This window comes from Sphingopyxis sp. J-6, from assembly GCF_046603995.1.
In the GTDB taxonomy this organism is placed as follows: Bacteria; Pseudomonadota; Alphaproteobacteria; order Sphingomonadales; family Sphingomonadaceae; genus Sphingopyxis.
In genome coordinates this window covers 3293265-3315213 of record NZ_CP145810.1, presented here as the reverse complement: position 1 = coordinate 3315213, position 21949 = coordinate 3293265, and the positions used below count along the sequence as shown (strand labels likewise).

19 protein-coding genes and 1 other RNA gene are annotated in these 21949 nt (G+C 64.2%); 10 read left to right on the top strand and 10 right to left on the bottom strand.

Annotation, left to right across the window (positions count from 1 at the left end):
• The first annotated feature begins 94 nt into the window (after positions 1-94).
• The 4 genes from carA to V6U71_RS15860 all read left to right on the top strand — a co-directional run bounded on the left by carA (position 95) and on the right by V6U71_RS15860 (position 6142).
• Positions 95-1303: a glutamine-hydrolyzing carbamoyl-phosphate synthase small subunit gene (carA, locus tag V6U71_RS15875; protein WP_411339355.1), complete on the top strand. Its 1209-nt coding sequence runs from the start codon at positions 95-97 to the stop codon at positions 1301-1303.
• Between the two features lie 292 nt (positions 1304-1595).
• Positions 1596-4916 carry a carbamoyl-phosphate synthase large subunit gene (gene carB, locus V6U71_RS15870; protein ID WP_411339354.1) on the top strand — a complete coding sequence of 1107 codons (3321 nt, stop codon included), beginning with the start codon at positions 1596-1598 and terminating at the stop codon, positions 4914-4916.
• A 96-nt stretch (positions 4917-5012) separates the two neighbouring features.
• Complete coding sequence (greA, locus tag V6U71_RS15865; RefSeq protein WP_411339353.1) at positions 5013-5489, top strand: transcription elongation factor GreA; 477 nt, start codon at positions 5013-5015, stop codon at positions 5487-5489.
• A gap of 17 nt (positions 5490-5506) precedes the next feature.
• Complete coding sequence (locus V6U71_RS15860; protein WP_411339352.1) at positions 5507-6142, top strand: rhomboid family intramembrane serine protease; 636 nt, start codon at positions 5507-5509, stop codon at positions 6140-6142.
• An 18-nt stretch (positions 6143-6160) separates the two neighbouring features.
• Here V6U71_RS15860 and V6U71_RS15855 read toward each other — a convergent pair whose 3' ends face one another.
• Genes V6U71_RS15855 through V6U71_RS15835 form a run of 5 tightly spaced genes read right to left on the bottom strand, consistent with a single transcriptional unit; the run spans position 6161 to position 9387 of the window.
• Complete coding sequence (locus tag V6U71_RS15855) at positions 6161-6706, bottom strand: NUDIX hydrolase (RefSeq protein ID WP_411339351.1); 546 nt, start codon at positions 6704-6706, stop codon at positions 6161-6163.
• 13 nt (positions 6707-6719) lie between these two features.
• Entirely contained in the window at positions 6720-7400 is a 681-nt protein-coding gene (locus V6U71_RS15850) for a TPM domain-containing protein (protein ID WP_411339350.1), read from the bottom strand.
• Between the two features lie 12 nt (positions 7401-7412).
• Positions 7413-8213 (bottom strand): TPM domain-containing protein, encoded by an 801-nt coding sequence (locus V6U71_RS15845; RefSeq protein ID WP_411339349.1) that lies wholly within the window; start codon positions 8211-8213, stop codon positions 7413-7415.
• A gap of 26 nt (positions 8214-8239) precedes the next feature.
• On the bottom strand, positions 8240-8746 hold the full coding sequence (locus V6U71_RS15840; protein ID WP_411339348.1) for a TPM domain-containing protein: 507 nt from the start codon (positions 8744-8746) through the stop codon (positions 8240-8242).
• Positions 8747-8784: 38 nt separating this feature from the next.
• Positions 8785-9387, bottom strand: a complete 603-nt coding sequence (locus tag V6U71_RS15835; RefSeq protein WP_054730898.1) for a LemA family protein — start codon at positions 9385-9387, stop codon at positions 8785-8787.
• 118 nt (positions 9388-9505) lie between these two features.
• On the opposite strand from V6U71_RS15835, the gene mscL reads away from it, so the two are divergent.
• From mscL to V6U71_RS15820, 3 genes are all read left to right on the top strand, one after another.
• The gene (gene mscL, locus V6U71_RS15830) at positions 9506-9922 is read left to right on the top strand and encodes a large conductance mechanosensitive channel protein MscL (RefSeq protein ID WP_054730895.1); all 417 of its coding nucleotides are present in this window, start codon (positions 9506-9508) and stop codon (positions 9920-9922) included.
• Positions 9923-9950: 28 nt separating this feature from the next.
• Positions 9951-10305: a transfer-messenger RNA gene (gene ssrA, locus V6U71_RS15825) on the top strand.
• Between the two features lie 136 nt (positions 10306-10441).
• The gene (locus V6U71_RS15820; RefSeq protein ID WP_411339347.1) at positions 10442-11194 is read left to right on the top strand and encodes an NYN domain-containing protein; all 753 of its coding nucleotides are present in this window, start codon (positions 10442-10444) and stop codon (positions 11192-11194) included.
• A 16-nt stretch (positions 11195-11210) separates the two neighbouring features.
• Here V6U71_RS15820 and V6U71_RS15815 read toward each other — a convergent pair whose 3' ends face one another.
• Positions 11211-11621, bottom strand: a complete 411-nt coding sequence (locus tag V6U71_RS15815) for a MerR family transcriptional regulator (RefSeq protein WP_411339346.1) — start codon at positions 11619-11621, stop codon at positions 11211-11213.
• A gap of 69 nt (positions 11622-11690) precedes the next feature.
• Here V6U71_RS15815 and V6U71_RS15810 point away from each other — a divergent pair, with 69 nt between their 5' ends.
• A complete protein-coding gene (locus tag V6U71_RS15810; RefSeq protein WP_411339345.1) occupies positions 11691-12311 on the top strand; it encodes a cation transporter in 621 nt (206 codons plus the stop codon).
• Here V6U71_RS15810 and V6U71_RS15805 read toward each other — a convergent pair.
• The 4 genes from V6U71_RS15805 to V6U71_RS15790 form a co-directional block, all read right to left on the bottom strand.
• Positions 12308-13153, bottom strand: coding sequence for a hypothetical protein (locus tag V6U71_RS15805; RefSeq protein WP_411339344.1), 846 nt, complete (start codon positions 13151-13153; stop codon positions 12308-12310). The two genes, V6U71_RS15810 and V6U71_RS15805, sit on opposite strands and share 4 nt — an antisense overlap.
• Positions 13154-13187: 34 nt before the next feature.
• Positions 13188-13472 carry a hypothetical protein gene (locus tag V6U71_RS15800; RefSeq protein ID WP_411339343.1) on the bottom strand — a complete coding sequence of 95 codons (285 nt, stop codon included), beginning with the start codon at positions 13470-13472 and terminating at the stop codon, positions 13188-13190.
• Between the two features lie 70 nt (positions 13473-13542).
• On the bottom strand, positions 13543-13989 hold the full coding sequence (locus V6U71_RS15795; protein ID WP_411339342.1) for an Lrp/AsnC family transcriptional regulator: 447 nt from the start codon (positions 13987-13989) through the stop codon (positions 13543-13545).
• Complete coding sequence (locus V6U71_RS15790; RefSeq protein ID WP_411339341.1) at positions 13989-15929, bottom strand: isoaspartyl peptidase/L-asparaginase; 1941 nt, start codon at positions 15927-15929, stop codon at positions 13989-13991. Before V6U71_RS15790 ends, V6U71_RS15795 begins: the two co-directional genes overlap by 1 nt.
• Before the next feature lie 187 nt (positions 15930-16116).
• On the opposite strand from V6U71_RS15790, the gene V6U71_RS15785 reads away from it, so the two are divergent.
• Both V6U71_RS15785 and V6U71_RS15780 read left to right on the top strand, forming a co-directional pair.
• Positions 16117-18903, top strand: a complete 2787-nt coding sequence (locus V6U71_RS15785; protein WP_411339340.1) for a TonB-dependent receptor plug domain-containing protein — start codon at positions 16117-16119, stop codon at positions 18901-18903.
• Between the two features lie 125 nt (positions 18904-19028).
• Positions 19029-21947, top strand: a complete 2919-nt coding sequence (locus V6U71_RS15780; RefSeq protein ID WP_411339339.1) for a TonB-dependent receptor plug domain-containing protein — start codon at positions 19029-19031, stop codon at positions 21945-21947.
• Positions 21948-21949: the final 2 nt, after the last annotated feature.

Sequence of the window (21949 nt, the reverse complement as noted above, 5' to 3'; positions counted from 1 at the left end):
CTCTAGCGAGAAGTTTCCTAATCCGATAGCTTGTGAATCACTTTTTTGCCGCCTAGTTGGTCGGCCGTTTAGCCCCCCGTCCGGAGCATGTTGAATGGCACCTGCCAACCCCCCTGTGGCGCCTAAAGTGGCGCCCGCAAGCCAGCCCGAGGGCGCGACCGGCGTCCTCGTCCTTGCCGACGGCACCGTCCTGTGGGGCGTCGGCTATGGCGCGGCGGGCGCTGGTGTGGGCGAGATTTGTTTCAACACGTCGATGACCGGCTATCAGGAAATCCTGACCGACCCGAGCTATGCCGGGCAGATCATCACCTTCACCTTTCCGCACATCGGCAATGTCGGCGCGAACCCCGAGGATATGGAGCGCGAAAAGCGCGCCGCGATCGGGTGCGTCACGCGCGAACTGCCGACGCTGCCCAGCAATTTCCGCAGCGTCCAGACGCTGCCCGAATGGATGAAGGCGCAGGGCCTGATCGGGCTGGCTGGCATCGACACGCGCGCGCTGACTCGCCGCATCCGCGATGGGGGTGCCCCGACCGGCGTCGTCGCGCACAGCCCCGACGGCAAGTTCGACCTCGACCGCCTGCTGCTCCTCGCGCAGGGCTGGCCGGGGCTGGAGGGCATGGACCTCGCCAAGACGGTGACGCGCGAGCGGCAGGGAAGCTGGGACGCCGGCGTCTGGCATCTGGGATCGGGCTATGAAGGATCGGACCACAAGCGCGCCGGCGATGCCGCGCCGCATGTCGTCGCGGTCGATTATGGCGCGAAGGACAATATCTTCCGCAACCTCGTCAAGGCGGGCGCGCGGGTGACGGTGGTGCCCGCGAAGACGAGCCTCGACGAGATCGTTGCGCTGCGCCCCGCGGGCGTCTTCCTGTCGAACGGACCCGGCGACCCCGCGGCGACGGGCGAATATGCGGTGCCGGTGATCAAGGGGCTGCTCGAACGCAATGTGCCGATCTTCGGCATCTGCCTCGGCCACCAACTGCTCGGCATCGCGGCGGGCGCGAAGACGGTGAAGATGCATCAGGGCCACCGCGGCGCGAACCACCCGGTGCAGCGCGTCGGCGGCGACGAGGGCGACGGCGTCGTCGAAATCACCAGCATGAACCACGGCTTCGCGGTGGATGCGGCGACGCTGCCGAAGGGTGTGGTCGAAACGCACAAGAGCCTGTTCGACGGATCGAACTGTGGCATCGCGATCACGGGCAAGAATGCGTTCAGCGTGCAGTACCACCCCGAGGCGAGTCCGGGGCCGCAGGATAGTTTCTATCTGTTCGAGAAGTTTGTGGGTGGGTTGAAGTGATATTTGCAACGCTATTGTTGCTGACGGAGCCACTCGTCCTGACGTGTTCGACGAGAACGCCAGCATGCGTGTCGTCACAACAGTTGCTTCGGGAGGACGCAGCAAAATGTGAGGTCGAGATCGATTTCCGGCCATATTCTGGCGGTGAGGTCGTTATCCTCCACGATGGTGCGCAATTTGAGATCATTGTGCCTGAAAACACTGCGGCGAAGCGCCGTGCCTGTATAGCCAAAGCGGTCGAAACTCTACCCGATCGGCTTCACGCGAAACCCTCCGGATCGAAGAAAAAATAATGCCCAAAAGAACCGACATCCAATCCATCCTCGTCATCGGCGCCGGCCCGATCGTTATCGGTCAGGCGTGCGAGTTCGACTATTCGGGGACGCAGGCGATCAAGGCGTTGAAGGAGGAGGGCTATCGCATCGTCCTCGTCAATTCCAATCCGGCGACGATCATGACCGATCCCGACCTCGCCGACGCGACGTACGTGGAGCCGATCACGCCCGAGATCGTCGCCAAGATCATCGAAAAGGAGCGCCCCGATGCGGTGCTGCCGACGATGGGCGGGCAGACCGCGCTCAACACCGCGCTGGCGCTGTTCAACGACGGCACGCTGACCAAGTACGGCGTCGAGATGATCGGCGCCGACGCCGAGGCGATCGACAAGGCCGAGGACCGGCAGAAGTTCCGCGACGCGATGGACAAGATCGGCCTCGAAAGCGCGCGCAGCGGCGTCGCGCACACGCTCGACGAGGCGTTTGCGGTGCTCGAACGCACCGGGTTGCCCTCGATCATCCGCCCGTCGTTCACGCTCGGCGGTACCGGCGGCGGCATCGCCTATAACCGCGAGGAGTTCGAGCATATCGTCCGCGGCGGCCTGATCGCCTCGCCGACCACCGAAGTCCTGATCGAGGAATCGCTCCTCGGCTGGAAAGAATATGAGATGGAGGTGGTGCGCGACCGCAAGGACAATTGCATCATCATCTGCTCGATCGAGAATGTCGATCCGATGGGCGTGCACACCGGCGACAGCATCACCGTCGCGCCAGCGCTGACGCTGACCGACAAGGAATATCAGATCATGCGCAACGCGAGCATCGCGGTGCTGCGCGAGATCGGGGTCGAAACGGGCGGGTCGAACGTCCAGTTCGCGGTCAATCCGAAGGACGGCCGCCTGATCGTGATCGAGATGAACCCGCGCGTGTCGCGCTCGTCGGCGCTCGCGTCGAAGGCGACGGGCTTCCCGATCGCCAAGGTCGCGGCCAAGCTCGCGGTCGGCTACACGCTCGACGAGATCATGAACGACATCACCGGGGTCACCCCGGCATCGTTCGAGCCGACCATCGACTATGTCGTCACCAAGATCCCGCGCTTTGCCTTCGAGAAGTTCAAGGGTGCCGAGGCAACGCTGTCGACCGCGATGAAGTCGGTCGGTGAGGTGATGGCGATCGGCCGGACGATCCACGAGAGCCTGCAGAAGGCGCTGCGCGGACTCGAAACCGGGCTTTCGGGCTTCAACTTCGTCGACCGCCTCAAGGGCGCGACGCACGACCAGCTCCGCAACGAACTGGCGCAGCGTACCCCCGACCGGCTGCTCAACACCGCGCAGGCGATCCGCGAGGGCCTGCCGCTCGCCGAGATCAACCGCGTTGCGGGTTATGATATGTGGTTCCTCGAACGCATCGCCGAGATCGTCGCGGCCGAACAGGACGTCTGCGAAAACGGCCTGCCGCGCGATGCCGAAGGGCTGCGCAAGCTGAAAGCGATGGGCTTTTCGGACAAACGCCTTGCCTATCTGGCGCTCCAGTCGGCGAATCTCCGCCCCGGGTCGAAGCAGGCAACCGCGCGCGGCAGCGGGCTGATCCACGAGGCGGTCAAGGCGATGACCGGGGGCGTGACAGAGGCCGAAGTGCGCGCGCTGCGCCACAAGCTCGGCGTGCGGCCGGTGTTCAAGATGATCGATACCTGCGCGGCCGAGTTCCAGGCGCAGACGCCCTATCTTTATTCGACCTACGAAGCGCCGACCTTCGGCGAGCCCGAGAATGAGGCGAACCCGAGCGACCGCAGGAAGGTCGTTATCCTCGGCGGTGGTCCGAACCGGATCGGGCAGGGGATCGAGTTCGACTATTGCTGCTGCCATGCCTGCTTCGCATTGGAAGAGGCGGGTTATGAAACGATCATGATCAACTGCAACCCGGAGACGGTGAGCACCGACTATGACACGTCGGACCGCCTCTATTTCGAGCCGCTGACCGCCGAAGACGTGCTCGAAATCCTGCACGTCGAAATGTCGCGGGGCGAGCTGGTGGGCGTGATCGTCCAGTTCGGCGGCCAGACGCCGCTCAAGCTGGCGCAAGCGCTGGCCGAGGCGGGCATCCCGATCCTCGGCACCTCGCCCGACGCGATCGATCTTGCCGAAGACCGCGAGCGTTTCGCGGCGCTCGTCAACAAGCTCGGCCTCAAGCAGCCCGAGAATGGCATCGCGCGCAGCCGCGAGGAAGCCGTCGCGGTTGCGGCACGCATCGGTTACCCGGTGCTGACGCGCCCGAGCTACGTGCTCGGCGGCCGCGCGATGGAAATCGTCGACGATCAGGCGCAGCTCGAAAATTATATCGAGACCGCGGTGCAGGTGTCGGGCGACTCGCCGGTGCTGATCGATCGCTATCTGCGCGATGCGATCGAGGTCGACGTCGATGCGCTGTGCGACGGGACCGATGTCGTCGTCGCGGGCGTGCTCCAGCATATCGAGGAAGCGGGCGTCCATTCGGGCGACAGCGCCTGCTCGATCCCGCCGTACAGCCTGTCGCCGGCGATCGTCGCCGAGATCGAGCGGCAGGCCGATGCGCTTGCCCGCGCGCTCGAGGTCCGCGGGCTGATGAACATCCAGTTCGCGGTCAAGGACGACGAGGTTTACCTGATCGAGGTCAACCCGCGCGCCAGCCGCACCGTGCCCTTTGTCGCCAAGGCCGTCGGGTCGCCGATCGCCAAGATCGCGGCGCGGGTGATGGCGGGCGAGAAGCTGGCCGACCTGCCGAAGATCAACCGCGACATCAAACATGTCGCGGTCAAGGAAGCCGTCTTCCCGTTTGCGCGCTTCCCCGGCACCGACCCGGTGCTGTCGCCCGAGATGAAGTCCACCGGCGAAGTCATGGGAATCGACAGCGATTTCAACCTTGCCTTTGCCAAGGCGCAGCTCGGCGCCGGCGACCGGCTGCCGACGACGGGACGCGTTTTCGTGTCGGTGAAGGACAGCGACAAGCCGCGCATCATCGATGCCGTCCGCCGCCTTGCCGGCTGGGGCTGGCAGGTCGTCGCGACCGGCGGCACCGCCGATTATCTCGCGGGCGAGGGCGTTGCGGTCGAGCGCGTCAACAAGGTTGCCGAAGGGCGGCCGCATATCGTTGACCGGATCAAGGACGGCGACGTCCAGTTGATCTTCAACACCACCGAAGGATGGCAGTCGCTGCAGGACTCGCAATCGATCCGCGCCTCGGCGCTCGCGGCCGATGTCGCCTATTATACGACGGCGGCGGCAAGCGATGCATCGACGCAGGCGATCGGGGCGCTTCGTGCGCGCTCTCTTGAAGTAAAGCCGCTTCAGGACTATTATTGAAGGACCGCTCCCACCCCCGACATTGACGGAAAAGCGGCTCGGCCGCCCCGGCGAAGTTTCGCTGGCGGCGGATTATTGACGAAGGACAACAGGATAATGGCAAGCGTTGAAAAGGTGCCGATGCTGGCGGAAGGTTATGAGAAGCTGAGCGCGCAGCTCTCGGCGCTCAAAGCCGAGCGACCCTTGATCGTCGATGCGATCGAGGAAGCGCGCGCGCATGGCGACCTTTCGGAAAATGCCGAATATCACGCCGCCAAGGAACGCCAGGGCCAGGTCGAAGCGACGATCGGCGATATCGAGGACCGGCTGTCGCGCGCGCAGGTGATCGACCCGACGACGCTGTCGGGCGACCGCATCGTGTTCGGCGCGACCGTCACCCTCGCCGACGAGGACGACAAGCCTGTCCGCTACCAGATCGTCGGCCAGGCCGAGGCCGACGCCAAGGACGGCAAGATCAGCTATAATTCGCCGCTCGGCCGGGCGCTGATCGGCCGCCGCGTCGACGACGAGATCGAAGTCACCGTGCCTGCGGGCGACAAATATTATCTGGTGACCAAGATCGAATTCGTTTGAGTGGTGGACGCAGCGCGATGAACCCGCAGCACGCGCCCGTGGTCACGGGCTTCGCGATCGCCTGCACCCTGCTGTTCATCGTCCTGTCGATCACCGGCTATGAGCAGCAGGCGTTTATCGGCGCGGGCTTCATTCCGGCGCGCTTCGGCGCCGAACTGATCGCCCCGCCGGGCACGATGCTGCCCTTTTTCCTGACGCCGCTGAGTTCGGCCTTCCTGCACGGCGGGGTGCTGCACCTTGCCTTCAACATGATGGTGCTGCTGTTCCTCGGCCGCCAGCTCGAAGCGCCGCTCGGTTCGGCGCCGATGGCGGTGCTACTGATCGCCGGCGCCTATGCGGGATCGCTGGCGCAGTGGCTCGCGGACCCCGCGTCGACCACGGTCGTCGTCGGCGCGAGCGGCGCGATCTCGGCGCTGATCGCGGTCTATGCCCTGATCTTCAGCCGCTCGCGGACGCAGGCGATCGGGCCGATCCCTGGCCATTGGGTCCGCGCGTTATGGCTGGCGGCGGCGTGGATCGGGCTGCAGCTTCTGATCGGCATCGCGGGCGGCGGCGGTTTCGGCAACATCGCGATCTGGGCGCATGTCGGCGGCTTTCTCGCCGGCCTGCTGCTCGCGCGGCCTTTGCTCCGGTGGCGGTTCGGGGGGCGGTAGCTTCCGCTCGAACCTGGGTTATTCGGCGAGCAGTCCACCCGCCAGCAGCATCGCGACGCGTACGTCGATACCGCAGCCTTCGGCGCGCTTTGCCGCGACGAAATCCTCGATCCCGGCCAGCGGCACGCGGTGGACGACGATGTCCTCGCTGTCGACGCCGCCGCCTTCGCCGACTTTGGTCAGCTCTTTCGCAACGAGCAGGGTGAAGCTTTCGCTCACCATCCCGGGCGAACTGAAAAACTCGCCGACGGTGCGCCAGTTGGCGGCGCGATAGCCGGTTTCTTCCTCCAACTCGCGTTCGGCGGCGATTTCGGCCGCTTCGTCGGCGGTGTCGTCGCCGACGAGGCCGGCGGGAAGTTCGATGCAGTTCCTGCCCATCGGCACGCGATATTGCTCGACGAGGATGACGTGGCGGCCGTCCGCGGCCTCGTCGATCGCAAGGATCACCGCGGCATGTATCCCGCGCGAGCGCGAGACATATTCCCACGTCCCCTGCTGTTTGACGGTGACGAATTTTCCCTCCCACCGGGTCTCGATGGGCGCGTCGGGGGCGGGGCGAGCCATGGAATGTCCTTTTTTAGATTTCGATCAGCCGGTCGGGCAGCTCATTGGGGTTTTCGTCGCCCTTGGGGAAATGTTCGGCGAGCACGACACCCATCTGCGTCACCGCCGCGGCCATGCCGGCGCCCGGACGCCCGGCACGAACCTGGTCGATCAGCGCCGCCATCGCGTCGCCCCAGACTTCGGGCGCCACCTTGGTCGCGATCGCCTCGTCGGCGACGATGTCGGCGCGATGTTCCTTGAGGCTGAGGTAGAGGAGCACGCCGGTGCGGCCCAAGGTTTTCGCCTCGGTGCCGACCTTGAACAGGTCGACCGCGCGGGCGCGGACGCGTCCGGCCTTGATCACGCGCGGCGTCAGCGCCAGCCGGAGCGGCCGCCACAGCAATATCAGCCACATGCCGATCCATTTGAGCACGCCGACCGCGATCACCGTGCCAAGCCATTCATTGGCGGTGAGTTCGTGCCCCCAGCCGCCGGTGAGGCGATAATAGAGGCCCTGGTAAAATTCGGGGAACAGCGCGATCACCGACATGGCGAGAAAGGCAATGACGCTCGCCCAGACGAGCGCGACATCGTCATAGTCATTCGATTGCGCCGCGACGACCGTGACGATTTCGCCGCTGGTATTCGCCTCGGCGGCAGCGACCGCGACGGTGACGAGATCATGGTCGGCTTCGCTGACATGGCTGACTTTCATGGCCCTGCTCCCTTACCAGCCGCCCGACGCGCCGCCGCCGCCGAAGCTGCCGCCGCCGCCCGAGAAGCCTCCGAAACTTCCGCCGCCGCCGCCCCAGCTCGAACCGCCGCCGCCCCAGGACGATCCGCCGCCCGATCCCCAGTCATCGTCGTCGCCGCCCCAGATGATGATCGGCGCGCCGCCCCACGGGCGGTTCTTGCGATGCTTCTTGCCGCGCCGCCCGAGACTGGAGAGGATCGGCAGGATGAAGAAGAAAAAGACGATGAAGCCGATGAAGATCAGCCCGCCGATATCGCCGTCGTCGGCGCGGTCGCGCTCCTCCGTCGCCGCCGCCTGTGCGCGCGCCGCGGCTTCCTCGGGCGGTAACTGAATCTGCTGCGCGATCGCGTTGACGCCGTCCTGGATGCCGCCGGGATAATCATTCGCCTTGAATTTCGGCGTCACGACGTCGCGGATAATCCGTCCCGACAAAGCGTCGGTGAGCACGGGTTCGAGCCCCAGACCGACCGAGATGTTCATCCGGCGCTCGTTCGGCGCGATCAGGAAAACGACGCCGTCATCCTTCGCCTCGTCGCCGATGCCCCAAGCCCGGCCAAGCTTGTAGCCGTAATCGGCAATGTCATTGCCTTCGAGATCGCTGACCGTGGCGACGACGAGTTGGTGGCCGGTCGTTTTCTCCAGATCGAGAAGCTGCGTATTAAGCGCGGCTTCTTCGGCCGCGGGGATGATGTCGGCCTGATCGACGACGGGGTTGCCCGCCAGCTTCGGAAAGGTCTGCGCGCTGGCTGGCGCCGCCATTAGCGACATCAGCATCAAAGAAGCGGGCAAGATGAGTTTGATCATTGCCGTCCGTCCATATGATTTTGAATCGCTCTGATACCTGTCGCGATGCCATGGCCATACCGGTTGCTCGAATAACGGCTATCGGCGAAAATCTTCGTCATCTTCTCGATAATCTTCGCCGCTTCGGCGTCAGGCAAATCGGCTCTCGATTTATTGCCGGTGGCAATGCGCACGCGGCGTTCCTTGGGCGCGAGAAGGATGAGAAGGTCGTCTCCATCGATTTTTCCTTCTCTCTCCCAGCGATTGCCGAGGCAATCGCTCACGATCGCGATGTCCTGACGATTCAGGCTAGGCAAGATTATTACGGGCAGCTGATGACCCTCATGAGCTAGAAGGACCCGTGTTTGCGCCGCTAACACCGTTTCGTAGTTACCGGAATCGAGCAGCTTCGCCGGATCGGCGATAGCTGGGTCAAAGGAAATCTCTGGTACGCCATCGCAAGAGCCGGATTCTTTAGCGACAACTGTCTTCGGCGTTTCCTTGCATCCCCCCGCGACCAGCATGGTCGCGAGTGGAATGGCAAGGACGGATAGCCGCATCTCTATTGCCCGAAATCGACCTTCGGCGCGACATTGGCGTTCGGCGTCACCGCCCGGTATGGCGTCATCGGCTTAGCGCCATGGACGATCTTGGCACCGATGATGTCGGGGAAGGTGCGGATCGTCGTGTTATAATCCTGCACCGCGCCGTTATAGTCCTGCACCGACACATTGATCCGGTTCTCGGTGCCTTCGAGCTGCGTCATCAGGTCGGCGAAGCGCGCCTGGCTCTTGAGGTCGGGATATTGTTCGACGGTGACGAGCAGGCGGCCGAGGGCGCTCGACACATTGCCCTGCGCCTGCTGGAAGGCCTGAACCTTGGCAGGATCTTCGAGGTCGTCGGTGCTGAGCTTGACCTGCGTCGCCGAGGCGCGGGCCTGGATCACGCCTTCCAGCGTCGACTGCTCGATCTTGGCGGCGCCCTTGGCGGTTTCGACGAGGTTGGGGATCAGATCGGCGCGGCGCTGATAGGCGGCTTCGACATTCGCCCACTTCGCCTTGGCGGCTTCTTCCTTGGTGGGAACGCTGTTGATGCCGCACGCGGACAGCGACAGTGCGGCAACCGGGACAATCAGCCAGCGGGCGGAACGATAGGTCATGGTCATCAATGCTCCCTCGCGCGGCGTTTTGCCGCAACAATACACATAATAGGATGGCGCTTGCCTTTGTGCAATCCGCACGGCAGTTTCGGTGCGGACCACCAACCATCGGGGAGCAAGCAAGATGTTGGGAGAATTCAGGGAATTCATTGCGCGCGGCAATGTCATCGACCTTGCGGTCGGTGTCATCATCGGCGGCGCCTTTGCGACGATCACCGGCTCGCTGACCGAGGATCTGATCATGCCGGTTGTCGGCTGGATCTTCGGCGGAGTCGATTTTTCGAGCCAGTTCATCCTGCTCGGCAGCGTGCCCGACGGCGTGGCGGCGACCGATTATGCGGCGCTCAAGAAAGCGGGCGTCGCGATGGTCGGCTATGGCGCCTTCATTACCGCGGTGATCAACTTCCTGATCCTCGCGTGGATCATCTTCCTTCTGGTGAAGACGGTGAACAAGGTCGTCCGCAAGGCGCCCGACGCGCCCGCCGGGCCGACCGAAGTCGACCTGCTTACGGAAATCCGCGACGAACTGAAAAAGAAGTAGTTTTATATCCACGACAAAATGCCCGCCCGCTCTTTCCAAGCGCGGGCGGGCTTCCTATATCAGTCGTGTCGGTTTCGGCCGGCTATGGTGATAAATGGTGTCGTGGAATAGACACAGCGGACCCGGGGGCAGTACCCGGCGGCTCCACCACAAACCCGCGTTTCTTGATGGGGACACGGGCTTCTGAGGGGGCCGAACCAGGATCGACGTGTGTTCAAAGACGATATTTTTGCCCGGGCTGAGTAACCCGTTCAAGGCTCAAAACGATAAGTGCTAACGATAACGAAGCACTCGCTCTTGCTGCCTAACCGATAAGCCTCACGGCCTAAGGTTAGACAAATAGAACGCGGTTCGGACCGAACCGGGCAACAGAATCGGATACCAGCGGCTGGGGACGAGCCGGGCAACAGAATCGTCCCACCTTTCCCGAAATCTGCGATTGTTTTTCTGCACGACCGGCGGTCGCATGCTCTTTGCAAAGCGCATGCAAACTTAATGTCGGCACGATATAGTCCGCGAATGTCCGCTGACCCTCGCGCGCCGCGTCTCGCTGTACTGATCGACGCCGACAATGCGTCCTCGCGCATCGCGACCCGTCTGTTCGAGGAAATCGCCAAGATCGGCGAGGCAAGTGTTCGCCGCATTTACGGCGACTTTTCCGGACCACGGCTGAAGGCATGGGCCGATATACTCGCGACTCATGCTATTCGGGCTCAGCAGAGTTTCGCTTACACCACCGGCAAGAACGCCTCCGATATCGCGCTCGTTATCGACGCCATGGACCTTTTGCACACCGGACGCTTCGATGGTTTTTGCCTGGTCTCGTCCGACAGCGACTTTACTGCCTTGGCTGCTCGCATTCGCGAGCAGGGGATCGACGTTTATGGTTTCGGTGAACAGAAGACCCCGGAAAGTTTTCGGCAGGCTTGCAGGCGCTTCACATACACCGAAAACCTGCTGCCGGAAGCGCCGGCGCCCGACGAGCCGGAGCGCGTAGATTCGCGACCTGCCACTGCCAAGCAGCCTCCAAGTGCTGCTATCCCGCTCATTCGCAAAGCCATATCGCAGTTGGATGACGACGGAGGTTGGGTGCCCCTCGGTCCCGTCGGCAATCGATTGGCGACGCTGGCGTCTGATTTCGACCCGCGCTCCTATGGGCAAGCGAAACTGAGCGATCTCGTGGAAAAGACTGGTGCTTTCGAACTGCGCAGGACTGATGCCGGCCACATTCAAATTCGCATGAGGGCGGGCCCGACCAGCAAGGGCAAATGAACCGAACCTGCTCGGTTCAATGCTCTCTCTCGCATTGGCCATGATCGCCCAAAGCTTCGATCACCCGGCAGTCGGCGGCGACGCCGCCGCGGCAGCGGCCGACGATGCGCGTCAGTTCGTCGCGGAGCAGCGCAAGCTGGGCGATCTTTTCCTCGACCTGCGCCAGATGCAGGCTGGCGATCCGGTCGGCTTCGCCGCAATCGCGCTCGGGGTGGTCGGAGAGGTCGAGCAGCGAGCGGATTTCCTCGATCGTGAAACCGAGGTCGCGCGAATGGCGGACGAACGACAGCCGCGCCCGATGCGTGCCCCCATAGCTTCTGTAATTGGCTGCGGTGCGATCGGGCGCCGGGAGCAGGCCGATCCGCTCATAATAGCGGATGGTTTCGATGTTGGTGCCGGTGGCACGCGACAGTTCGCCGATTTTCATCGCTTGACCCTGTAGTTGCTACAGGGTCCATATAGGGTGCCGACTCGAAGATAACAGGAGAATTCGGCGATGGCCGATCAATGCTGTGCAGGGAAAAGCGGCAAGACCGCGCTCAACGATCCGAAGTGGCGGCGCGTGCTGTGGATCGCGCTGATCATCAACGCCGCGATGTTCGGAGTCGAGATCGTCGCCGGGGTTGCGGCGGACTCGCGCGCGCTGCAGGCCGATGCGCTCGATTTCCTCGGCGACAGCGCCAATTATGCCATCAGCCTCGGCGTCGCGGGCATGGCGCTTGCGTGGCGGGCGCGAGCGGCGTTGCTGAAAGCGGTGACGATGCTGGCGTTCGGCCTCTGGGTGTTCGGTTCGGCGATCTGGGGCTTTGTGAGCGGGAGTGCGCCGCACGCCGAGACGATGGGGATCATCGGCGCGCTGGCGCTCACCGCCAATGTCGCGGTCGCGCTGATGCTCTATCGCTACCGCACCGGCGACGCCAACATGCGGTCGGTGTGGATCTGCTCGCGCAACGACGCGATCGGCAATGTCGCGGTGATGGCGGCGGCGCTCGGCGTATTCGGGACGGGGCAGGGCTGGCCCGATCTCGTCGTCGCGGCGATCATGGCGGGGCTGGCGATCTGGGGCAGCCTCGACGTCTTCCGGCAGGCGCGCGGCGAACTGGCGACCGCCGCCTAGAAAGCGACGCCGGGACGCAGCACGAGCTGGAAGAAGGCAAGCATGGCAGCGAGCGCGGCGGCGGGGATGGCCAGCCCGGCTGTGCCGGGCGGTGGTTGGGCCGCGGTGGTCGTCGCCAGTCCGAGCGTCAGCCAGCCGAGGCCGAAGATGTGGACGACGAGCGGGATCAGTACGACCTCGACCGGCTCGCGCGGGATGCGAAACGGGATGGTGAGAAGCGTGGCGAGTGCCAGCGTCGCGAGCAGGGCGAGGGCGGTCGCTCGATCCGGCCGGCCCGTCGCGAGCGGATAGCGCCGCGCCAGCGCGCGGCCGGCGGCAAACAGGCCGATGACCGCGAGCGGAAGCAGCGCAAGGCGGACCAGCGGACCGATGCCGATATAGGTCAGCGCGCGCCCGACGTCGTTTCCGGCGATCAGGCTGCCGACCGCGGCCTGGCTGAGCGCCTGGAACAATCCCTGGAACGCCATCCAGAAAGCGAAGAGCCGCCATGCCGGGCGATCCGTTCCGATCCGCCCGGCCAGCCACAGGAAGGCGAGGCCGCTCAGCAAGGTGGCGATTGCGCCGCCGCCCTGCAGCAATTCGGCCACCGGCGCGTCGCCGCGCCAGTCATGGTCATTGTGGTAGAGAATGGGGTCGAGCCCCGGCACCAGCGCCTTCGGCACGACGAGCCCGACCTCCTGAACGAAGAAGGTCAGGCTGAAAGCGAGCGCGCAAAGCAGCGTCGAGGCGGCGAGGCCGCGCCTGTCGGCGGATTTCGCGCCGGCCCCGGCGGGCAGCCGCAAGACGGCGATCGCCAACGGCAACAGGCCGATTGCCGCGATCAGCCCCAGCAAGATTCCCATGTCCGTTCCCCGCCGTCGTTACGCTCGTGCGGCCTCAATAGGCAGGCGGATCGCTCGCGGGAAAGGATTCGTCGCTTGCCTGATCGACTTCGTCCCAGCGCCGCCGTGCGGGATCGCGCATCGCGGCCGGGCCTGCCGACCGGGTCTGGGCGAAATTTTCGGGATCGGTCTCGTCAGCGGAAAAGGCGGCGGCGTGTTGCGGCGCCTCGTCATCGCGGCGGCGGCGCCAGAAGGCGAATATCCCGGCCCCGGCCGCCAGTCCGGTGGCGAGTGCGGGCAACACATATTTCAGCGGGAAAGATTGCGGGCGTCGAAGCATGGATATTCCCTCCTGCGATCATAACGGGCGGCCGGGGGTGCCGGTTCCCGCCAACGCGAGCCTCCCGACGCTAACGTTCGACCTTGGTCACCAATATGACCGAGGTGGTCGTGCGTTCGACCCCGTCGAGCAGGCCGATCTCGTCGATCAGCTCGTTGAGCTGGGTGCTGTCCTCGGCCTCGAGCATCGCGATGATATCATATTCGCCGCTGATCGCGTGGATCGCCTGTACCAGCGGGATCGCCGCGAGCGCCTGTTCGACCTCGCGGTGATAGCGTGGCAGCGTCTTGATCATCATATGCGCGCGCATCCGGCTTGCCGAAAAGGCGCGGCCGAGCCGCACCGTATAGCCGGCGACGACCTGTTCCTCCTCCAGCCGCGCGAGGCGCGAATAGATCGCGCCGCGCGACAGGCCGAGTTCCTTGGCGAGTTGCGCGATCGTCTGGCGGGCGTCGTCGCGGAGCAGGGTCAGCAGCCGCTCGTCGACCTCGTCGAGTGTGACGCCGCCGTTCGGCATCAGTCGGCCAGCTTCTCGTCGGCGAAGATCGCCGTCGCGGGCGTTCCCGCGGCGGTGATCTGGCCGCGATACATGCCGAGGTCGTTGATTGCGAAGGCCGGGCGCCCGTCGGGGCCCATCGCGATCAGCCCGCCGTCGCCGCCGATCGTGCCGACCGCCATGATTGTGTGGTCGGCCGCATCCTTCAGGCTTTCGCCTTTCCATGCGACGCGGTCGCAGACCTGCCGTGCGGCGCTTTCGCGGATGAAATATTCGCCCGACCCGGTCGCCGACACCGCGCACTGGCCGTTCTTCGCATAGGTGCCGGCGCCGATGATCGGCGAATCGCCGATCCGCCCCCAGCGCTTGCCGGTCATGCCGCCGGTCGACGTGGCGGCGGCGAGATTGCCCTCGGCGTCGAGCGCGACGGCGCCGACGGTGCCGAACAAATGGGTGGGATCGACCGCGGCCTGCTGTTTTGCGCGCCAGGCGAGCAACTGCTGCCAGCGTTCCTCGGTACGGAACCAGGCGGGGTCGGCCTGTTCGAGGCCCTGTTCGACCGAAAAGCGGTCGGCGCCGTCGCGGGCGAGCATGACGTGCGGGCTTTTGTCCATGACGGCACGCGCAAGGTCGATCGGGTGGCGCGTGCGGGTGACGCCGGCGACCGCGCCGGCCTTCAGTGTCTTGCCGTCCATGATCGCGGCGTCGAGCTCGTTCCTGCCCTCGGCGGTGAAGACCGCGCCGCGCCCGGCGTTGAACAGCGGGTTGTCCTCGAGCAGGCGGACCGCCGCCGCGACCGCATCCAGTGCCGCGCCGCCCTTGTCGAGCACTGCCGCGCCGGCGCGCAGCGCGGCGTCGAGACCGGCGCGGTAAGCCTGTTCCTTTTCGGGCGAGAGGGTCTTGCGCTCGATCACCCCGGCGCCGCCGTGGATCGCCAGCGACCAGCGCGGCACCTCGACGATCTCGCCCGCGCGCGCGGCATAGTGGCGCTCGAAGACCGGATTGTCGACGCGGCCCGACGGGAGATGGACGACCGATCCGGGCCCGACGCCGACGACCTTGACGCGTGGGGTGTCGAGGGGGCCGCGGCCGGTGACGCCGCGCAGCGTCGATCCGTCGACTACCCAGGCATAGCCGTCGGGCGCGGTCGCATAGATACGTCCGCTGCCGTCGGGTTCGACCGCGAGCGCGGCGCTTTCGTCGACCCCGAGGCCGATCATCGCAGGCTGGTCGGCGGGGCGCCCGACCTGCGCCTTGGCAAGAAAGGCGAAGAGGCGGCCGAGGCGGTCGCGTTCCTTGAAATGGGTGTCGGTGACGATGCCCTTGAGCAGCGCAAAATGGACGAAATCGCCCTCGATCGTGTTGGCGGGGCCGAGGGGGTCGGCGAGCGCCTCGGGGCTTTTGATGCTGCCGTCGTCCATCGCGCCGTAAAGCTTCTCGCCCTGCATCGCGAGGCCCGCGCTCGTCCCCGCGAGCGGCTTGCCCGCCGCGACATGCGCGTCGAGGATCTCGGCGACCGGGGTGCCGCGCCAGTAACGGACGTAGCGCGACTGGTCGCCGCCCGCGATGAAAATGCCGTCGGCCTTGCGCAGCCGGTCGAGAATCTTCCGGTTCGTCGATTGCGACCGGTCGTGAAAGACAAAGATTTCAGCCGACTGGATGCCGCCGACCTCGTCGAAGAATTCCTCGCCGATCTCCTTTCCATAGGAAGCGCTGATCACGACGATATGGCCGTTCCCGGCTTTGCCGAAGAACCATTTCATCGAATCGATATTGCGGTCGCCGCCGCCCATCAGGAGCAGCCCGCCCGACACCGGGCCCGGGGTCGGCGTGTTCAGTTTGCCGAACACATAATGTTCGTACGGTTTCGGCTTTGCTTCCTTTGCCGCCGCCGGGGCGAGTGCGAGACCCAGCGCCGCCAGCAGCGGCAGGAGCAGCCCGCGCACGATCATAGCCAACATCCAAAATTCTCCCCCGATGCGCCGATGCGATGGCACGATGTTACATAATAAGCGCAGATAATGACAATATGATTCCGTAAATCGTCATATTGATTGAAATTATCGGGGCTTTCTGGTGAAACGAAAATGCGTCAAATGGGCGCGGGCGCGCCTTGAGTCGCGCCGGGGGACATAAAGGGGTAATTTGATGCAAGCTCTGGGTGCGCGGTCGCTTCGAATCCTGTTGGGGCTGGGCGTCTGCCTGCCGGCGCTGGCCACGCCCGCCTGGGCGCAGGATCCCGCGAGCGAGGGCGGGAACGATGAGATCATCGTCACCGGTTCGCGCATCCCGACGATCCGCGACCAGGGCCCGTCGCCGGTCACGACGATCGATTCCGACACGATCCGCGCCAACGGCTATACCAGCGTCCCCGAACTGCTCGCGGCGATGACGCAGAACAGCGGCGAGACGCAGAGCCCGCAATCGGGCAGCAGCGCGGACTTCACGCCCGGCGCGCAGCAGGTCGACCTGCGCGGACTCGGCCCCAACCACACGCTGGTGCTGGTCAACGGCCGCCGCATCGCCGATTTCCCGCTGCCCTATATCGGCCGCAGCAACTTCACCGACATCTCGAACATCCCGGTCAGCCTGATCGACAAGGTCGAGATTTTGAGCGGTGCCGGGTCGGCGATCTATGGCTCCGACGCGATCGCCGGCGTCGTCAACTTCAAGATGAAGGAAAAACTCGACGGCATCACGCTCGACTATCGCCACGGGCGCACCCAGCATGGCGGCGGCATGTCGCATCGCTTCACCGCCACCGGCGGCTGGTCTTCGGGGCGTTTCAATATCGTCGGCGGCATCGAATATCTCGATCAGCGCCCGCTCTGGGCTTATGACCGCAGCATCCAGGACAGCACCGACGATAATCCGGTCAGCACGATCGCGCGGCGCACCTTCCTTCGCTACAGCATCGAGAACGACAGTTATATCGATCCGGGCGCCGATACCTGCGCGCGGCTGTCCCACCTGAACCGCGGTTCGACCATCTATACTTCGCGGCCGCGTTACGGCGACTATGATCCGGTCATCGACGATTACGGTCCAGGCTATTATTGCGGCAGCAAATCGTCGATCGCCTATGGGACGATCGTTTCGGGGCGCAAGGGCTTCAACAGCTTTGGCAGCATGTCTTACGAGCTGTCGGACAACGCCAAGCTGTTCACCGATTTCCAGTTCGGGATCAGCAAGGTCCGCCTGATGTACGACGTGACGAGCTGGGCATTCGAAAATTCATCGTCGAGTTCGGACAACAGCTTCTACAATGCGTTCGACGGGACGATCGATGATTGGTCGCGCCAGTTCGCGCCGGAGGAAACCGGCGGCTTCGAGATGCAGCGCATCAAGCAGACGACCTACAGCATCACCCCCGGCGTCCGCGGCAATTTCGGCAACGCCTGGAACTATGAACTGTCGTTCAATTACAGCCGCTATCAGTCGGTGGTGCGCTGGCCGCAGATCATCAACCAGAAGGCGCAGGACTTCTTCCTCGGCCCCCAGCTCGGGATCGACGAGGACAGCGGCTATCCGATCTATAACCGCGATCCCGACGTCTATTTTTACCGGGCGCTGACCCCGGCGGAATATGACAGCATTTCGGCCGATACCGTCTATCGCCCGTACAGTTGGACGAACAACCTCCAGGCGACGCTGACCAACGGCGAATTGTTCCAGCTTCCCGCCGGACCCGTCGGCTTCGCGATGGTCGCCGAATATGGCAAGCAGGGTTACAACCTGCGCCCCGACCCGTTGGCGCTGACCGATTATTATTATAGCTGGAAGGACAGCGACGGCAGAGGCAAGCGCAGCCATGCCGCCATCGGCGGCGAGCTTCGCGTTCCCGTCCTCGACTTCGTCACGCTGTCGGCCGCCGGGCGCTATGACCGCTTCGGTTTTGGCGGACGCAACGTCGGCAAGTTCACCTATAATGGCGGGCTGGAGGTGCGTCCGACCAGCAGCATGTTGTTCCGCGCGGCCTATGGCACGGCATTCCGCGCGCCCGATCTCCATTATGTCTTCACCGGCCCGGGCAACGTCCAGAGCAGCGTCGACGATTATTATCTGTGCGGGATCGAAGAGCCCGAGGAAGAGGTCGGCGATTGCAGCTATTCGGGCAGCGGCATCGTGGTGAACCGGACGGGCAATCGCGATCTCAAGGCCGAAACGGGCAAGACGCTGACCGCCGGGTTCGTCTTTTCGCCGTCGAGCCGCCTCCATTTCTCGGTCGATTATTTCCGCGTGTCGCTCGACAATCAGGTCGACGACCTCAGCATCGACCAGATTGCCCGCGATGAGGCGGCGTGCCGTCCCGACGCCGATGGCAATATCGAACTCGATCCCAATTCGCCGACCTGCCAGGATGCGATCGCCCGCGTGACCCGCTTCACCAGCGGCGGGCTCGCCGGCCAGATTTCTTCGATCCGGGTCAATCCGATCAACATCGCGCGCGAAAAGACGAGCGGGATCGACGTCGCCTTCCGCGGCACGCTGCCGACCGGTATCGGCGACTTCACCCTGTCGCTGGCGCACAGCCATGTGTTCAAGCACAGCTTCCAGCAATATCCGGGCGATCCGATCGAGAACAAGCTGGCATTCGACAGCGGCTTCTACCTGCCGCGCGACAAGTCGAACGGCAGCATCACCTGGGCGAGCGACGGGTTGCAGTTCACCTTCTCGGGCACCCGGCTCGGCAAGCTGCCGAACTATGACGAGGATGCCTTCATCAAGGCGAGCTATTTGTTCAACGCGACGCTGCAATATGATTTCACCGATCATATGCGCGGCTCGCTGACGATCCGGAACCTGTTCGACACCAACCCGGTGAAGGATCCGACGTGGTCGGGCTACCCCTATTACAACACGAGCTGGTTCGACAGCATCGGCCGCAGCGTCTTTCTGCAGCTGACCTACAAGCTCGGGGGCTCGGCGCTGTAATGCGCCGCCGGGTCGCCGGAGGGCGGCCCGGGCTGTCCCGCGGTCTGCAATTTGAGGAAATGAAACAAGGATCGATGATCGATTGAACCAATAGGGGGTTGCGTCCGATGAAGCCTGTGCTTGCTATGTCCGCCCTGCTGGCCGGTGCCAGCTGGATCACGCCCGCGATTGCCCAGCAGGAACCGCCGCCCGCATCCGATCAGGCGGACGAAGGTAGCAGCGACACCCCCCGCGAAGAAATCGTCGTAACCGGTACCCGCATCGCACGGCCCGAGCTCGATTTCGCCAACCCCGTCACCTCCTATTCGGCGGCAACGATCGAACAGTCGGGGCAGACCAGCCTCGCCGATTTCCTCGTCCAGAGCCCGGCGCTGGTCGGCTCGCGCACCGGGGACCTGACCGGCGGCTCGAACCCCGATTTCGGCGAGGCGGGGCTCGACCTCCTCAACCTGCGCAACCTTGGCACCGATCGCACTTTGGTGCTTGTCGACGGCCGCCGCCATGTATCGGGGCTGGCGGGGTCGGCGGCGGTCGACATCAACGCGATCCCGACCGACCTTGTCGAGACGGTCGACGTGCTCACCGGCGGTGCCTCAGCAATCTATGGCGCCGACGGCGTGTCGGGGGTGGTCAATTTCCGGCTGAAGCATGATTTCGAGGGGCTGACCGCGCGCGGGCAGATCGGCATTTCGGAATATGGCGATGGCGGCAACCAGTTCGGCGCGCTGACCTGGGGCAAGAATTTCGCCGAAGGCCGCGGCAATATCGCCATCGCCTATGAATATAATCGCGACGCGCGGGTGTCGGATCAGGACCGGCCCTATCTGCGCAATCCGGTGGCGGCGAACCTCTATCGCAACCAGGGCGACATTCCAGACGACCCGAATATCCCCGACAATATCGTCTATAACGACGTTCGCTATGCCGACAGTTCGCGCTTCGGCGCGGTCGACGTCGATTTCGATTTTGCCGCCGATTTCGAGGGCAATGGCCGCATCTACGACCGCGGCCTCGTGCTCGAGGAATCGGGCGGCTATACGCAGGGCGGGTCGAGCACGCCGGTCGACGGCTATCAGGGCGACCTGTTCCCCGGTATCGAGCGGCATCTCGTCAATGCGCTCGGCCATTATGAATTCAGCGACGCGTTCAATCTGTTCGCCGAGGGCAAATATGTTCGCACCCGGACGCGCAGCCTGTCGCAGCCCAATTATGATTTCTACCTTTTCCAGACCGCCGAGAACCCGTTCATGCCGCAGTCGATCCGCGATGCGATCGTCCCCGGCGCAGCGGCCGAATATTTCGAGGATCCCGACACGCCCGACGGGGTGCTGATCACCCGCGACAATTTCGACATGGGCATCAACACCGAAGATGTGACGCGCAAGACGCTGCGCGGCGTGATCGGCGCCAATGGCGCGATCTCCGAGCATGCGAAATATGAGCTGTCCTATGTCTATGGCCAGACGAAGACGCGCGTGCTGTCGCGCGGTAACCGGCTGGAGGCGCAGTGGCAGGCGGCGATCGATGTGGTCACCGACCCCGACACCGGTCTGCCCGTCTGCCGGTCGAGCCTCGACCCGGACGCGCCGTCCGAACTCGACGGCTGCATCCCCTATAATATCTATGGCGAGAATGTCCGCGATCCCGCGGCGATCGATTTCGTGACGACCGACAGCATCAGCTTCTCGAAGGTGACTCAGCAGGTCGTCTCGGGCTCGATCTCGGGCGATTTCGGGGCGCTGTTCGAGCTTCCCGGCGGGCCTATCGGCTTCGCGATCGGCGGCGAATATCGCCGCGAACGCAGCCGTTTCGATCCCGATCCGGCGATTTCGGCCGGGCTGACCTGGGCGGGCGCGGTTCAGCCCGCGTCGGGCGGCTTCACGGTCAAGGAAGCGTTCGGCGAACTCAACGTGCCGCTGCTGAAGGAAATGCCATTCGCGCACCTCCTGTCGTTCGGCGCCGCAATCCGCTTTTCCGATTACAGCACGATCGGCAACACGACGACGTGGAAGGTCGATGGCGTCTATGCCCCGGTGCGCGACATCTCGTTCCGCGCGACCTATTCGCAGGCGGTGCGCGCCCCGAACATCGCCGAGCTTTTTGCGCCCGCGAGCTCGTCGTACAACTTTATCGTCGATCCGTGCGACACGGCGGAAACGAACAACGGCACCGCGAACCGCGAAGCGAATTGCGCCGCGCTGCTGACCGCGCTCGGCGTCGATCCGACCACCTTCAGCCCGTCGAGTACCCCCCAGGCAAGTGTCTTCACCGAAGGGCTGGCGGGCGGCAATGTGAACCTGCGCGAGGAAACCGCGAAGACATGGACCGCGGGCGTCGTGCTGCGGCCGAGCTTCCTTCCCGGATTCAGCCTGTCCGCCGACTGGTACGACATCAAGATCAAGGACGCGATCAACACGCCGCAGGCCGAGGAACTGGCAGAGCTATGCGTCGACCAGCCAACGCTGGACAACCAGTTCTGCCCGGGCATCACCCGCGACCCGGATACCGGCTATATCATCGGTTTCAACGTCAAGCCCGACAATGTCGCGGGTTTCCGGACCGCCGGGCTCGACCTGACGCTCGCCTATCGCTTGCGCACCGATAATCTCGGCACCTTCAACATCTCGCTCGTCGGCAATTATCTCGACCGGCTGGAATTCGTCGCCAGCCCGGGTGCAACGCTCGATTCCGACCGCGGCGAGCAATATATTCCGAAGTATAGCGCCAGTTTCGATCTCAACTGGCAAAAGGGACCGGTAACCGTCGCCTATGGCATCACCTGGTTCAGCAAGACCGACCGTTTCGTCGCCGAAGATCTGGCGGGCGATCCCGATTACAGCGACCCGCGCTTCTTCAAGGTGAAGGAGAAGTGGGAGCATGACCTGCAGGTCGGCATCGATGTCGGCGACCGCTTCAACGTCTATGCGGGCGTCAACAACCTCTTCGACGAAAAGCCGGCTTTCGGATACGCAAGCTATCCGGTTTCGGCGATGGGCCGCTATTTCTATACGGGCGTGAAAGTCGCGCTGGGGGCAGCGAAGTGAGG

What these genes read in the sequence shown, in the direction of transcription:
- carA (WP_411339355.1), top strand. Translation starts at nt 95, where the DNA reads ATGGCACCTGCCAACCCCCCTGTGGCGCCTAAAGTGGCGCCCGCAAGC.
- carB (WP_411339354.1), top strand. Translation starts at nt 1,596, where the DNA reads ATGCCCAAAAGAACCGACATCCAATCCATCCTCGTCATCGGCGCCGGC.
- greA (WP_411339353.1), top strand. Translation starts at nt 5,013, where the DNA reads ATGGCAAGCGTTGAAAAGGTGCCGATGCTGGCGGAAGGTTATGAGAAG.
- V6U71_RS15860 (WP_411339352.1), top strand. Translation starts at nt 5,507, where the DNA reads ATGAACCCGCAGCACGCGCCCGTGGTCACGGGCTTCGCGATCGCCTGC.
- V6U71_RS15855 (WP_411339351.1), bottom strand. Translation starts at nt 6,706, where the DNA reads ATGGCTCGCCCCGCCCCCGACGCGCCCATCGAGACCCGGTGGGAGGGA.
- V6U71_RS15850 (WP_411339350.1), bottom strand. Translation starts at nt 7,400, where the DNA reads ATGAAAGTCAGCCATGTCAGCGAAGCCGACCATGATCTCGTCACCGTC.
- V6U71_RS15845 (WP_411339349.1), bottom strand. Translation starts at nt 8,213, where the DNA reads ATGCTGATGTCGCTAATGGCGGCGCCAGCCAGCGCGCAGACCTTTCCG.
- V6U71_RS15840 (WP_411339348.1), bottom strand. Translation starts at nt 8,746, where the DNA reads ATGCTGGTCGCGGGGGGATGCAAGGAAACGCCGAAGACAGTTGTCGCT.
- V6U71_RS15835 (WP_054730898.1), bottom strand. Translation starts at nt 9,387, where the DNA reads ATGACCATGACCTATCGTTCCGCCCGCTGGCTGATTGTCCCGGTTGCC.
- mscL (WP_054730895.1), top strand. Translation starts at nt 9,506, where the DNA reads ATGTTGGGAGAATTCAGGGAATTCATTGCGCGCGGCAATGTCATCGAC.
- V6U71_RS15820 (WP_411339347.1), top strand. Translation starts at nt 10,442, where the DNA reads ATGTCCGCTGACCCTCGCGCGCCGCGTCTCGCTGTACTGATCGACGCC.
- V6U71_RS15815 (WP_411339346.1), bottom strand. Translation starts at nt 11,621, where the DNA reads ATGAAAATCGGCGAACTGTCGCGTGCCACCGGCACCAACATCGAAACC.
- V6U71_RS15810 (WP_411339345.1), top strand. Translation starts at nt 11,691, where the DNA reads ATGGCCGATCAATGCTGTGCAGGGAAAAGCGGCAAGACCGCGCTCAAC.
- V6U71_RS15805 (WP_411339344.1), bottom strand. Translation starts at nt 13,153, where the DNA reads ATGGGAATCTTGCTGGGGCTGATCGCGGCAATCGGCCTGTTGCCGTTG.
- V6U71_RS15800 (WP_411339343.1), bottom strand. Translation starts at nt 13,472, where the DNA reads ATGCTTCGACGCCCGCAATCTTTCCCGCTGAAATATGTGTTGCCCGCA.
- V6U71_RS15795 (WP_411339342.1), bottom strand. Translation starts at nt 13,989, where the DNA reads ATGCCGAACGGCGGCGTCACACTCGACGAGGTCGACGAGCGGCTGCTG.
- V6U71_RS15790 (WP_411339341.1), bottom strand. Translation starts at nt 15,929, where the DNA reads ATGTTGGCTATGATCGTGCGCGGGCTGCTCCTGCCGCTGCTGGCGGCG.
- V6U71_RS15785 (WP_411339340.1), top strand. Translation starts at nt 16,117, where the DNA reads ATGCAAGCTCTGGGTGCGCGGTCGCTTCGAATCCTGTTGGGGCTGGGC.
- V6U71_RS15780 (WP_411339339.1), top strand. Translation starts at nt 19,029, where the DNA reads ATGTCCGCCCTGCTGGCCGGTGCCAGCTGGATCACGCCCGCGATTGCC.